Source organism: Azospira inquinata (assembly GCF_018905915.1).
Classification (GTDB): domain Bacteria; phylum Pseudomonadota; class Gammaproteobacteria; order Burkholderiales; family Rhodocyclaceae; genus Azospira; species Azospira inquinata.
On record NZ_CP064782.1, the window covers coordinates 1,346,034 to 1,358,941 of the forward strand.

Here is a 12,908-nt window from a genome sequence, read left to right on the forward strand (position 1 = left end):
AAAGGAGAAAGAGTTGTGATTGCAGCTGAGTTGCTACTTAAAGTTATAGGATCAAGCCTCACGGGCAATTAGTATCGGTTAGCTTAACGCATTACTGCGCTTCCACACCCGACCTATCAACGTGGTGGTCTTCCACGACCCTACAGGGGGATTGAATCCCCAGGGAAGTCTCATCTTGAGGCGAGTTTCACGCTTAGATGCTTTCAGCGTTTATCTCTTCCGAACTTAGCTACCCGGCGATACGACTGGCGTCATAACCGGTACACCAGAGGTTCGTCCACTCCGGTCCTCTCGTACTAGGAGCAGCCCCTCTCAAACTTCCAACGCCCACGGCAGATAGGGACCAAACTGTCTCACGACGTTTTAAACCCAGCTCGCGTACCTCTTTAAATGGCGAACAGCCATACCCTTGGGACCGGCTACAGCCCCAGGATGAGATGAGCCGACATCGAGGTGCCAAACACCGCCGTCGATATGAACTCTTGGGCGGTATCAGCCTGTTATCCCCAGAGTACCTTTTATCCGTTGAGCGATGGCCCTTCCATACAGAACCACCGGATCACTATGACCTGCTTTCGCACCTGCTCGACTTGTGGGTCTCGCAGTCAAGCACGCTTATGCCATTGCACTATTAGCACGATGTCCGACCGTACCTAGCGTACCTTCGTACTCCTCCGTTACTCTTTGGGAGGAGACCGCCCCAGTCAAACTGCCTACCATGCACGGTCCCCGATCTGGATTCACAGACCAAGGTTAGAACCGCAAACAAACCAGGGTGGTATTTCAAGGTTGACTCCACCAGAACTAGCGTCCTGGTCTCACAGTCTCCCACCTATCCTACACAGGTCGGTTCACAGTCCAATGCAAAGCTACAGTAAAGGTTCATGGGGTCTTTCCGTCTAGCCGCGGGGAGATTGCATCTTCACAAACATTTCAATTTCGCTGAGTCTCAGGAGGAGACAGTGTGGCCATCGTTACGCCATTCGTGCAGGTCGGAACTTACCCGACAAGGAATTTCGCTACCTTAGGACCGTTATAGTTACGGCCGCCGTTTACCGGGGCTTCGATCAAGAGCTTGCACCCCATCACTTAACCTTCCGGCACCGGGCAGGCGTCACACCCTATACGTCCACTTTCGTGTTTGCAGAGTGCTGTGTTTTTATTAAACAGTCGCAGCCACCATTTCACTGCAACCCCATCGAGCTTCAATCGCGAGGATCTACACTCTACCGGGGCGCACCTTATCCCGAAGTTACGGTGCTAATTTGCCGAGTTCCTTCTCCTGAGTTCTCTCAAGCGCCTTAGAATTCTCATCCTGCCCACCTGTGTCGGTTTGCGGTACGGTCTCTTTGTAACTGAAGCTTAGAGGCTTTTCTTGGAAGCTTGGTATCAATCACTTCGCGGTCAAAGACCACTCGTCATCACGCCTCAGCTAAGCTTTCCGGATTTGCCTAGAAAGCACGCCTACACGCTTAAACCGGGACATCCAACACCCGGCTGACCTAACCTTCTCCGTCCCCCCATCGCATTACAAAGAGGTACAGGAATATTAACCTGTTTCCCATCGACTACGCTTCTCAGCCTCGCCTTAGGGGCCGACTCACCCTGCGCCGATGAACGTTGCGCAGGAAACCTTGGGCTTTCGGCGAGCGGGCTTTTCACCCGCTTTATCGCTACTCATGTCAGCATTCGCACTTCTGATACCTCCAGCATCCCTCACGAGACACCTTCGCAGGCCTACAGAACGCTCTCCTACCATATCTAAAAGATATCCGCGATTTCGGTGCATAGTTTGAGCCCCGTTACATCTTCCGCGCAGGACGACTCGACCAGTGAGCTATTACGCTTTCTTTAAAGGGTGGCTGCTTCTAAGCCAACCTCCTGGCTGTCTAAGCCTTCCCACCTCGTTTCCCACTTAACTATGTCTTTGGGACCTTAATCGGCGGTCTGGGTTGTTTCCCTCTTGACACCGGACGTTAGCACCCGATGTCTGTCTCCCAAGCTCGCACTCCACGGTATTCAGAGTTTGCTATGGCGAAGTAAGTCGCGATGACCCCTTCAACCATTACAGTGCTTTACCCCCGTGGGTGATACTTGAGGCACTACCTAAATAGTTTTCGGAGAGAACCAGCTATTTCCGGATTTGTTTAGCCTTTCACCCCTATCCACAGCTCATCCCCTAACTTTTCAACGTTAGTGGGTTCGGACCTCCAGTGCGTGTTACCGCACCTTCATCCTGGCCATGGATAGATCATCCGGTTTCGGGTCTACGCCATGCTACTAATCGCCCTTATCAGACTCGGTTTCCCTACGCCTCCCCTATTCGGTTAAGCTCGCAACATAACGTAAGTCGCTGACCCATTATACAAAAGGTACGCAGTCACCCCACGAAGGGGCTCCCACTGTTTGTATGCATGCGGTTTCAGGATCTATTTCACTCCCCTCCCGGGGTTCTTTTCGCCTTTCCCTCACGGTACTGGTTCACTATCGGTCGATCACGAGTATTTAGCCTTGGAGGATGGTCCCCCCATGTTCAGACAGGGTTTCACGTGCCCCGCCCTACTTGTCGCAAGCTTAGTTCCACTAAAGGGTTGTCGCGTACGGGGCTATCACCCACTACGGCGCAACTTTCCAGATGCTTCCACTAACCCTTCAGCTAAAACTTGCAGGCTGTTCCCAGTTCGCTCGCCACTACTTTGGGAATCTCGGTTGATTTCTGTTCCTCCGGCTACTTAGATGTTTCAGTTCACCGGGTTCGCCTCCCATACCTATGTATTCAGTATGGGATACTCCTTGCGGAGTGGGTTTCCCCATTCGGATATCTCTGGATCAAAGCTTTATTGCCAGCTCCCCAGAGCTTTTCGCAGGCTTACGCGTCCTTCATCGCCTGTGATCGCCAAGGCATCCACCACATGCACTTAGTCGCTTGATCCTATAACTTTAAGTCCTCCGAAGAGGCGTTATAGGCAACTCAGTTTGTGCGTATCGTGCTAGCTGTAACACGATACGATGCAATCACAACTTGTATCTGGTCTTCGGTTGTCGGCAACCAGATACATCTTTCTCCAATTTGTTAAAGAACGAACAGCATTTAAGCTTTCTGACCAAGGGTCAGAGATAAGAGCACTGCGTGCGCTTATCTCTAAGTCCTGGTGGAGGCAGACGGGATCGAACCGACGACCCCCTGCTTGCAAAGCAGGTGCTCTCCCAGCTGAGCTATGCCCCCGATAAGTTGGTGGGTCAGGTTGGAATCGAACCAACGACCCCCGCCTTATCAAGACGGTGCTCTAACCGACTGAGCTACTGACCCTGTTTGTCGGGGCCAGCGGCAAGACCAGGAGCCAGCACCTTTCGGTTACTCCTCACTCCTTGCTTCTTACCCCTTGCTGCTCTTTATTGACAACCGATAGGTTGTGGATACTTGGCGGATGCTTTCTCTAGAAAGGAGGTGATCCAGCCGCACCTTCCGATACGGCTACCTTGTTACGACTTCACCCCAGTCATGAATCCTACCGTGGTAATCGCCCTCCTTACGGTTAGGCTAACTACTTCTGGTAGAACCCACTCCCATGGTGTGACGGGCGGTGTGTACAAGACCCGGGAACGTATTCACCGTGACATGCTGATCCACGATTACTAGCGATTCCGACTTCATGCAGTCGAGTTGCAGACTGCAATCCGGACTACGATCGGCTTTCTGAGATTAGCTCCACCTCGCGGCTTGGCAACCCTTTGTACCGACCATTGTATGACGTGTGAAGCCCTACCCATAAGGGCCATGAGGACTTGACGTCATCCCCACCTTCCTCCGGTTTGTCACCGGCAGTCTCATTAAAGTGCCCAACTAAATGATGGCAATTAATGACAAGGGTTGCGCTCGTTGCGGGACTTAACCCAACATCTCACGACACGAGCTGACGACAGCCATGCAGCACCTGTGTCCAGGCTCCCTTTCGGGCACCAATCCATCTCTGGAAAGTTCCTGGCATGTCAAGGGTAGGTAAGGTTTTTCGCGTTGCATCGAATTAATCCACATCATCCACCGCTTGTGCGGGTCCCCGTCAATTCCTTTGAGTTTTAACCTTGCGGCCGTACTCCCCAGGCGGTCAACTTCACGCGTTAGCTGCGGTACTAATGGGTTTAACCCCACCAACACCTAGTTGACATCGTTTAGGGCGTGGACTACCAGGGTATCTAATCCTGTTTGCTCCCCACGCTTTCGTGCATGAGCGTCAGTACTGGCCCAGGAGGCTGCCTTCGCCATCGGTATTCCTCCACATCTCTACGCATTTCACTGCTACACGTGGAATTCTACCTCCCTCTGCCGTACTCTAGCCTCGCAGTCACAAGCGCAGTTCCCAGGTTAAGCCCGGGGATTTCACGCCTGTCTTACGAAACCGCCTGCGCACGCTTTACGCCCAGTAATTCCGATTAACGCTCGCACCCTACGTATTACCGCGGCTGCTGGCACGTAGTTAGCCGGTGCTTCTTATCAAGGTACCGTCATCTACACCAGGTATTATCCGGTGCAATTTCTTCCCTCGCGAAAGAGCTTTACAACCCGAAGGCCTTCTTCACTCACGCGGCATGGCTGGATCAGGGTTGCCCCCATTGTCCAAAATTCCCCACTGCTGCCTCCCGTAGGAGTCTGGACCGTGTCTCAGTTCCAGTGTGGCAGATCATCCTCTCAGACCTGCTACGGATCGTCGCCTTGGTGAGCCTTTACCTCACCAACTAGCTAATCCGACATCGGCCGCTCCAAGAGCGCGAGGCCCGAAGGTCCCCCGCTTTCCTGCTCACAGAATATGCGGTATTAGCGTAACTTTCGCTACGTTATCCCCCACTCCAGGATACGTTCCGATGCATTACTCACCCGTTCGCCACTCGCCACCAGGAGCAAGCTCCCGTGCTGCCGTTCGACTTGCATGTGTAAGGCATGCCGCCAGCGTTCAATCTGAGCCAGGATCAAACTCTTCAGTTCAATCTCTGCTTAAAACTCGCTTGACGGATGTGAATTCAAGTTTCCTTGAACTACATCTGTGTAAGCGCTCAATCTTTTGCCTGACTTACGTCAGTACATCCAACCAAGCACCCACACCTATCGGTTGTCTTCTTTTTAAAGAACTCTCTGCAAATTCAACTACTTACCGCTCTTTTGCAGCGCTGCCGTAGCAACGAAAGATGCGCATTTTAGAGAAAACTCAGAAGCTCGTCAACTCTTTTTTGCAGCACCCGGAAAACTTTCTTTCCGCCTGTCGCGCTTTTCCAACGAATTCCCGGTCGCTTCCGCTTCCTTCACTTCCGCCGTCAGTCACAACAGGCCGCGCATTCTATACGTTCCCCAATTACCGTCAACCCCTAGGGAACGCCGGAAAACGCCTTTTAACACGGTTCTGCAGCCGAAACCTATAACAAACAGTCAGTTAGGATTTGTGGAAAAATCCAACTCTTTTTCATAAATCCAGGATATTTGGCAAATAAGGCTATTCTTTTGACCAATAACGCTGCATCCGGGGCCTGGCATCGGATCACTCTACCTAATGGTGACCGCTAGGCAGCACCATGTTGTCCGCCCCACCTGCCGCTGTTTATGCCTCACTCCCCCAAGGTAGGCCAAGAGAGAGCTACTAGTACCAACACTTAACGTAGCGCGCAGAGACATCCCCAGGGGATGTCGACCGATAAGTAGCTTACTCAATTGGCGCCGGCGCCCGCCCGCTAACACCCAACCGCATCAGTACGCTCTTTATCTAGAGCGATGGCCCAGCCCGCCTTCTCTATTGGGCTTCTATATGAATCCCACCAAGTACAACAGCTGACAGCGCCGAAGGACGGAAACAGGCGTACGCCCAACACACGTCGTTAATAGCCAGACAATAGAAAGGGGGAAAAACGAAGAAGAACCACTGGAAAAGAAAAAAGCCCTGATTTCTCAGAGCTTTTTTCTTCGAATTTGGTGCGCTCGGCGCGATTCGAACGCGCGACCCCTGCCTTCGGAGGGCAGTACTCTATCCAGCTGAGCTACGAGCGCCTTGGGAAGAGAGGCGAGAGGATAACGGTTTTTCCGCTCCACGTCTACGGCCCGTCTTTTAGGCACTGGGTGAATCCAATATAATGTGGCGATTTGTCACTTTTCATCTATAAAGGAATAGCCATGTCCCAGCAGCAGGATTCTTCCAGCAGTTCCATCTTGTTATGGACGATTGTGGGCGCCGTCGTCCTCATGCTTATTGCCGTACCTTTCGCCTACCTGGGCAAGGGCAACGGCTCCAGCAACAATGACGACGCGGAAACCCGGATCGCCCCCGTAGCCCAGGTGGAAATTCAATCTGGCGGCGCTGATGCGGACAGTGGCAAACCCAAGGACGGTCAAACCGTGGTGCAAACCGTGTGCAGCGCCTGCCACGGCAGTGGGGCCCTGGGTTCCCCCAAGATCGGTGACAAGGCGGCCTGGGGTCCCCGTATCGCCCAAGGCAAGGAAGCCCTCTATCACAGCGCTCTGAACGGCAAGAACTCCATGCCCGCCCGGGGCGGTTCCGCCACCCTGACGGATGATGAAGTGAAGGGCGCGGTGGATTACCTGATCAGCCAAGCCAAATAATTCGGTTTTCAGGCCTGGCGCCTGACCCCAAAAAAAAGGGCACCGCAAGGTGCCCTTTTTGCTATCCGTGTGATCCGGCTTACCGCCCTAGGCGGTCCGCCCTTACTTCTTGGACGTATCGGCCTTGACCGCTTCCGCCTTGGGAGCGGCTTTGGTTTCCACCTTCTTTTCCGCCTTCACCGTCTTCGCTTCGCCCTTGGCTTCCGCCTTCACTTCCGGCTTGGTTTCGGCCTTGGCACCGTCTTCCTTGGCGGCCTGTTCTTTCACTTCGTGATGTTTCTTGTGAGCCACGTGCTTGGCCTTGGCTGCCTTGCCTTGATCTTGGGCAGCTTCCGCTTTGGGCGCATCAGCCTTGGCGGCAACGGGGGCAGCCGGCGTGGCCGGGGCCGTGGCAGGGGTTTGGGCAAAAGCGGTACCGAAAACAGCGGCCAGAGACAGGGCGATCAGATTCTTGGTGATGGTCATTTTGTTACTCCTCAATGGATGAATTGTCCGGGTTTAACCGGGTCGGCCGCTTTTTTCTTCGGCCTTGCTGTCATTAACGCGGAGGATGACGGCCCGGATATCATCAGTTGAGTAACACGGCGTAACCCTTTATGCCCGAGGTGACGCTCTGTAACCCGCACCCCGTAAGGGTTTAGCAAAACACCCCAGGAAAAGTGGCTTCCTTACTGATCCCCGGAGAGCATGGCCTTGAGAGCAGCCAAGCGTGCGCTCCCCGTGGCCTTGTCCGGAACAGCAGCCTTGTCGCCGGAAAACTTCAAATCTTCCTTACCCATCTCGTCAATAAAGCGGGAGGGCTCGCAGGGCACCATTTCCTTCCCCTGTTTACGCTTCTGGCACCAGGACAGGTGCAGGCTGTGGCGGGCCCGGGTGATACCCACGTACATCAGGCGCCGCTCTTCCTCCACCTTGCCCGTTTCCACTGATTCCCGGTGGGGCAGAATGCCTTCCTCCACCCCTACCAGGAACACATGCTTGTATTCCAGGCCCTTGGCGGCATGGAGGGTGGACATCTGGATGGCGTCGATCTCCCCGCCGTCATCCCGCTTTTCCAGCATATTAATAAGGGCAATGGTCTGGGTCAGTTCCACCAGGGTCTTGCCCTCCTCATCCCCTTTGCTGGAAAGCCACTGGGTGAATTCCTTCACGTTGTTCCATTTGCTTTCCGCCGCCCGACTTTCCTCGTGGTCGTACAGCCAGGCCTCATAGCCGATAGCCCCCAGCAGATCCCCCAGCACCTGTCCCGCCGGTTCCCGGGTAGCCCGCCACTCCATGCGGTTGATGAAATTGCCGAATTCCCCCAGGGGCTCCAGCTGCCGGGGAGAAACCCGGTGGGCGAAGCCTTCTTCGAAGAGGGCGGCAAAGAGAGAGATGTGGCGCTCCCCGGCGTATTTTCCCAGGGCCTCCAGGGTGGTGGAACCCACGCCCCGCTTGGGGGTGGTGACTGCCCGGATGAAAGCCGGATCATCGTCCTGATTGGCCAAAAGGCGCAGATAGGCGGTGAGATCCTTGATTTCCGCCTTATCGAAAAAGGACTGGCCGCCGGACAACAGGTAGGGAATGCGGGCGTTGCGCAAATGCTGCTCGATGCCCCGGGCCTGGTGATTGGAACGGTAGAGAATGGCGTAATCGCTGAACTTGCTGCGATGCTCGAAACGGTGGGCCTGGAGCCGCATCACCACCTGCTCCGCCTCATGCTCGTTATCCCGGCAGGCGGTCACCGTAATCGGGGTACCGTGGCCCAGGTCGGACCAGAGCTTTTTCTCGAACAGCTTTTCGTTGTGGGAAATAACGTTATTGGCCGCTTTCAGAATGCGCACCGTGGAGCGGTAATTCTGTTCCAGCTTGACCACCTTCAGCTGGGGAAAATCCTTGGGCAGATTGCGCAGATTGTCGATATCCGCCCCCCGCCAGCCATAGATGGCCTGGTCATCGTCCCCCACGGCGGTAAACATGGCCCGGGGGCCCGCCATGAGTTTGAGGAGCTTGTACTGGCAGGCGTTGGTATCCTGATACTCATCCACCAGCAGGTAACGCAGGCGGCTTTGCCATTTTTCCCGCACCTCCCGGTTTTCCTCGAACAGCTGGGCAGGCAAGAGAATCAGGTCGTCGAAATCCACCGCCTGATAGGCCTTCAGGGTTTCCGCGTAATTCAGATAGGCCCGGGCCGCCAAGGCATCGCTTTCCGTTTCCGCTTCCTTGAGGGCCTGATCCGGGGAAATCATGGCGTTCTTCCAGCGGGAAATGGTGGATTGGAGGCGGCGCAGGGTGGCCTTGTCCGTACTCCCGGCTAGGTCGGACACAATCCCGTAGCAGTCCGCGGAGTCGAAAATGGAAAACTTGGGTTTATAGCCCAGGGCCCGAGCCTCTTCCCGGAGTATGCGCACCCCCAAGGAGTGGAAGGTACTGACGGTAAGGGCCTTGGCCGCCCCCGCATCCAGGATTTTCCCCACCCGATCCTGCATTTCCCGGGCCGCCTTGTTGGTAAAGGTGATGGCCGCAATGGTGGAGGGCTTGAAGTCGCACTGCTGCACCAGATAGGCAATTTTCTGGGTAATCACCCGGGTCTTGCCCGAACCGGCCCCGGCCAGGACCAGTAAGGGTCCGTCCAAATAGCGGATGGCTTCCCGCTGGGGGGGATTGAGGGTATCAGCAGACATGGGCGTGGCGGGACGAAAAGCAGGGGACCAGGGAAATGAAACGCCCCGGCAAGCCGGGGCGCGGGAGAATGGTGGAGGATTTTACTATTTGAGCAGGCCGCCGAACACCTTTTCCAGGAGCTTGCTGCCGGTGCCCACCGGGTCGTGGCGAATGGCTTTTTCCTGCTCGGCGATGACGCTGTAGAGCCCGTCCAGGGCCTTGCGGGTCACATAGTCATCCAGATTGGCGTCCTGGGTATCCAGCAAATGGAGCTTGGCCGCCTTCCCTGCCAGACGGTTGTACTGGTCGGCCAGCTGCACCCTGGCCGTGGCCTTTTGCACAATGGGAAGGAACTTGGCCGTCAGGGGCGTGGCCGTGGTGCGGCGGAAATACTGGGTGGCCGCATCATCCCCGCCGGTCAGAATGGCCTGGGCATCTTTCACGGTCATTTGCTTCACCGCATTCACCAATAGGGGCTTGGCTTCCGCCACGGCGCTTTCCGCCGCCCGGTTCATGGTTTCCTTTAATTCATCCGCCTGCTTGCCCATGCCCAAACCCCGCAACAGGCTTTCCCCTTTTTGCAGGGAGTCGGGCAGGGGAATACGCAGCTTGTCGTTACCCCAGAAGCCGCCCGGCTTACCCAGCTGACCCACCGCCGTTGCCGCGCCCCGGCTCAGGGTTTCCTTCAGCCCGGCCACCGCATCCTGATTGGAAACGGAACCCGCCCAAGCCGTTTGGCCCAGGGTCAGGATGACAAGGGTAGTCAAAATCCCCACAATACGTTTCATACTGATCGGCCTTTCTTCCATGTCCAGGTTCCACAAGCTTATTCTCCTGCTCGCCCTTGCCGCAATCCTGGGCGCCTGGCTGGTTACTTTGGCCAAGCGGCAGGCCGCCCCGGCGATCACCCTGCACACCCTTTCCGGCAGTTCGGTGGCCCTGCCCAGCCTGAAAGGCCGGGTAGTGCTCGTTTATTTCTGGTCCCCCAGCTGTGAGCCCTGCACCCGACAGCTAGCGGATCTGGCGGACAGCTACCGGCAACACCATGGGGAAGGCCTGGAAATCCTGGCCGTGGCCATGGCCTACGACCAACCCAATCAGGTGGCTGCCTACGCCTTCAGTAACGGCCTGCCCTTCCCGGTAATGAGCGACGAAGGGGGGCTGGCTGCCAAAACCTTCTATAACGTCCAGTCCCCCCCGGCCCTGTTCATCATCGATCGGCGCGGCCACCTGGTGCATGGCGCAGCGGAAAATCTGCTGCCGGAAAAACGCCACGTCCTGATCCAGCAGTTGCTGGAAGAAAAAGCCTGAAACTTCAGCCCTCCGGAGCCTCTTCCCCGCCCCCCGGGTGGCGCAGGGGCTGGAGCTTGCGATACAAGGTACGTTCGCTGATCCCCAGCCGGGCCGCCAGAGCGCCGGGCTTTTCATTTCCCCAAGTAGCCTGAAGCCAGGCCAGATAGCGCCGTTCCACCTCCGCCAAGGCCAGGGGCTCGGTGAGATGGAAGTCCTGGCCGGACGCCGCCCCCAGGGCTGGTAAGGCGGGGCGCCCGGATTCCCCTTCATCCAGTCCATCCAGGCAGTTTTCCAGGGAAATGACCTGACCGTCCCCCAGCAGGGCCGCCCGTTCCACCAGATTGCGCAATTCCCGGATGTTGCCGGCGTAATCCCGGCCTTGCAGCCAGGCCAGGGCTTCCGGCGCCAGGCGGCGGCCGGGCCGGGAATCCACCCGTTCCAGCAGGGAGGCAGCGAGCATGGGAATGTCTTCCCGCCGCTCCGCCAGGGACGGGGTGCGCAGGGGAAAAACGTTGAGCCGATAGAAAAGATCCTGGCGGAAGGAGCCGGCCTGGACCATGGCGGGCAGGTCCCGGTGGGTGGCCGCCACCAGACGGAAATCCGCCCGCAGGCTGTCCAGGCCGCCCACCCGCCGATAGGTGCCGCTTTCCAGGAGACGCAGCAGCTTGACCTGCAAGGTCAGGGGTAATTCCCCGATTTCGTCCAGGAACAGGGTGCCCCCGGAGGCCGCTTCCACCAGGCCCAGCTTGCGAAAATTGGCCCCGGTGAAGGCCCCCTTTTCGTAGCCGAACAGTTCGCTTTCAAACAGGGTTTCCGTCAGCCCGGCGCAGTCCACCGCCACAAAAGGCCCGTGACGGCGAGGGCTGGCTTCGTGCAAGGTCTGGGCCACCAATTCCTTGCCCGTCCCCGTGGCCCCCAGAATCAGCACCGCCGATTCCGCCGCCGCCACCCGCATGAGCCGCTCCAACAGCCGAAGGAAAGCGGGGGAGCGCCCCACCAGCCCCTGGGCGTGGCGCGCCTGACTGGCCTGACGCACCACCTGAAAGCTTTCCACAAAGTAGCGCAGCACCCTTTGCTCGTCCCGGATGGGGGTGATTTCCACATCCACATGCTCTTCGCCCCGGGAGGTATGGTGCAGGTGGAGCACTCGCCGGGTATCCCCCTCCTCCTGGGCCAGTTTCAGGGGGCAGGATTCCCCGGCCTGGTCGCAGGGCACGGTGAAGTGGTGGGACACCTCATAGCAGCAACGGCCAAGAATGGACTGGCCACCGCCGAATTCCCGGCGATAGGCCCGGTTGGCCCCCACGATGCGGTAATCCCCGTCCATCACAATCCGGGGACTGGGCAAGCTGTCGAGAAAGGACAGCAGTTCGGCCAGGGAAGAATTAGGCAGGGTGGACATGGGGCGATTTTCCGTCATATCTGACAATGCCGCCAGACTTGTTCCGCCATATTTGACAGACCGATACTCTCCATCCGCCACCCCGGCCAGGAGACCGCCATCAAGCCATTGATTTAAATCAATTCCATTTTCCACCAGGGGGATGGCACGGTACTTGTTATAGCTTTGGTCAGATCGGCGCCGAGCGCCCCCTTTTTTCGGAGTTTCCGTTTTGCAGGTTTTCCGCCAGCTGCTGGACAAGGCCAGCGCCACCTTCACCTACCTGATCGGCTCCCGCACCAGCGGCCAGGCCATTCTGGTGGACCCGGTGCTGGGCCAGTTGCCCCTCTACCTGGGTCTTTTGGCGGAGGAAGGTCTGCATCTGGCCTATGTGGTGGACACCCACCTGCACAGCGACCACCTTACCGCCGCCGACCGGCTGCGCCAGGCCACCGGCGCCCGGGTAGCCCGGGCCGCCGCCCCGGAAGTAAGCGGCGCAGACCTCTTCCTGGAAGAAGGCGATCTGGTGGGGGAAGGGGACAACCAGTTGAAGGTGCTGCTCACCCCGGGCCATACGCCGGACAGCCTGTCCCTGGTCTGGAGCGACCGGATTCTCACCGGCGACAGCCTGTTGATCGGGGACTGCGGCGGCTGCCGGGAACCGGGGAGCAATCCGGGCCAGCTTTTCGACAGCGTCACCCGGCGTCTCCTGCCCCTGGCAGATGAATTGCTGGTTTTCCCCGGCCACGCGGGAGAGGGTCGCCGGGTCAGCTGCATCGGCGAGGAAAGACAGAACAATCCCCGCTTCCAGGGGGTTTCCCGGGACGAGTTCATCGCCCGGGCCCTGGCCGGTGGAACGGGGACAAGCGAGGACCGGACGACTATACTGGCCGCCAATCGGCGCTGCGGCCGGGCGGAAGCGCCGCCGGTCCTGGCCGCCACCCCCTTAAGCCATTGATTTCATAATCACCAACCTTGTTTTCCAAGGAA

General features: G+C 57.3%; 7 protein-coding genes, 3 tRNA genes and 2 rRNA genes. 3 read left to right on the forward strand and 9 right to left on the reverse strand.

Annotated elements, in window-relative coordinates; all coding sequences use genetic code 11:
- Positions 1–47: 47 nt before the first annotated feature.
- The 5 genes from Azoinq_RS06145 to Azoinq_RS06165 all read right to left on the reverse strand — a co-directional run bounded on the left by Azoinq_RS06145 (position 48) and on the right by Azoinq_RS06165 (position 6,031).
- A 23S ribosomal RNA gene (locus Azoinq_RS06145) occupies positions 48–2,932 on the reverse strand.
- A 218-nt stretch (positions 2,933–3,150) separates the two neighbouring features.
- A tRNA-Ala gene (locus Azoinq_RS06150) sits at positions 3,151–3,226 on the reverse strand.
- A gap of 7 nt (positions 3,227–3,233) precedes the next feature.
- Positions 3,234–3,310 (reverse strand) — tRNA-Ile (locus Azoinq_RS06155).
- 131 nt (positions 3,311–3,441) lie between these two features.
- Positions 3,442–4,981 (reverse strand): 16S ribosomal RNA (locus Azoinq_RS06160).
- Together the 16S and 23S rRNA genes with 2 tRNA genes alongside form the textbook arrangement of a ribosomal RNA operon.
- Before the next feature lie 973 nt (positions 4,982–5,954).
- Positions 5,955–6,031 (reverse strand) — tRNA-Arg (locus Azoinq_RS06165).
- A 123-nt stretch (positions 6,032–6,154) separates the two neighbouring features.
- Here Azoinq_RS06165 and Azoinq_RS06170 point away from each other — a divergent pair.
- The gene (locus tag Azoinq_RS06170; protein WP_216130958.1) at positions 6,155–6,601 is read left to right on the forward strand and encodes a c-type cytochrome; all 447 of its coding nucleotides are present in this window, start codon (positions 6,155–6,157) and stop codon (positions 6,599–6,601) included.
- 102 nt (positions 6,602–6,703) lie between these two features.
- Here Azoinq_RS06170 and Azoinq_RS06175 read toward each other — a convergent pair whose 3' ends face one another.
- The 3 genes from Azoinq_RS06175 to Azoinq_RS06185 all read right to left on the reverse strand — a co-directional run bounded on the left by Azoinq_RS06175 (position 6,704) and on the right by Azoinq_RS06185 (position 10,032).
- Positions 6,704–7,066 (reverse strand): hypothetical protein, encoded by a 363-nt coding sequence (locus Azoinq_RS06175; RefSeq protein ID WP_216130956.1) that lies wholly within the window; start codon positions 7,064–7,066, stop codon positions 6,704–6,706.
- 203 nt (positions 7,067–7,269) lie between these two features.
- Positions 7,270–9,264, reverse strand: a complete 1,995-nt coding sequence (locus Azoinq_RS06180; protein ID WP_216130954.1) for a UvrD-helicase domain-containing protein — start codon at positions 9,262–9,264, stop codon at positions 7,270–7,272.
- An 84-nt stretch (positions 9,265–9,348) separates the two neighbouring features.
- Positions 9,349–10,032 carry a DUF4197 domain-containing protein gene (locus tag Azoinq_RS06185; RefSeq protein ID WP_216130952.1) on the reverse strand — a complete coding sequence of 228 codons (684 nt, stop codon included), beginning with the start codon at positions 10,030–10,032 and terminating at the stop codon, positions 9,349–9,351.
- A gap of 19 nt (positions 10,033–10,051) precedes the next feature.
- Here Azoinq_RS06185 and Azoinq_RS06190 point away from each other — a divergent pair, with 19 nt between their 5' ends.
- A complete protein-coding gene (locus tag Azoinq_RS06190) occupies positions 10,052–10,555 on the forward strand; it encodes a peroxiredoxin family protein (RefSeq protein ID WP_216130950.1) in 504 nt (167 codons plus the stop codon).
- Between the two features lie 4 nt (positions 10,556–10,559).
- Here Azoinq_RS06190 and Azoinq_RS06195 read toward each other — a convergent pair whose 3' ends face one another.
- Positions 10,560–11,939 (reverse strand): sigma-54 interaction domain-containing protein, encoded by a 1,380-nt coding sequence (locus Azoinq_RS06195; RefSeq protein ID WP_216130947.1) that lies wholly within the window; start codon positions 11,937–11,939, stop codon positions 10,560–10,562.
- 211 nt (positions 11,940–12,150) lie between these two features.
- Between Azoinq_RS06195 and Azoinq_RS06200 the strand changes: the two genes are divergently transcribed.
- Entirely contained in the window at positions 12,151–12,876 is a 726-nt protein-coding gene (locus Azoinq_RS06200) for an MBL fold metallo-hydrolase (protein ID WP_216130944.1), read from the forward strand.
- Positions 12,877–12,908 lie beyond the last annotated feature (32 nt).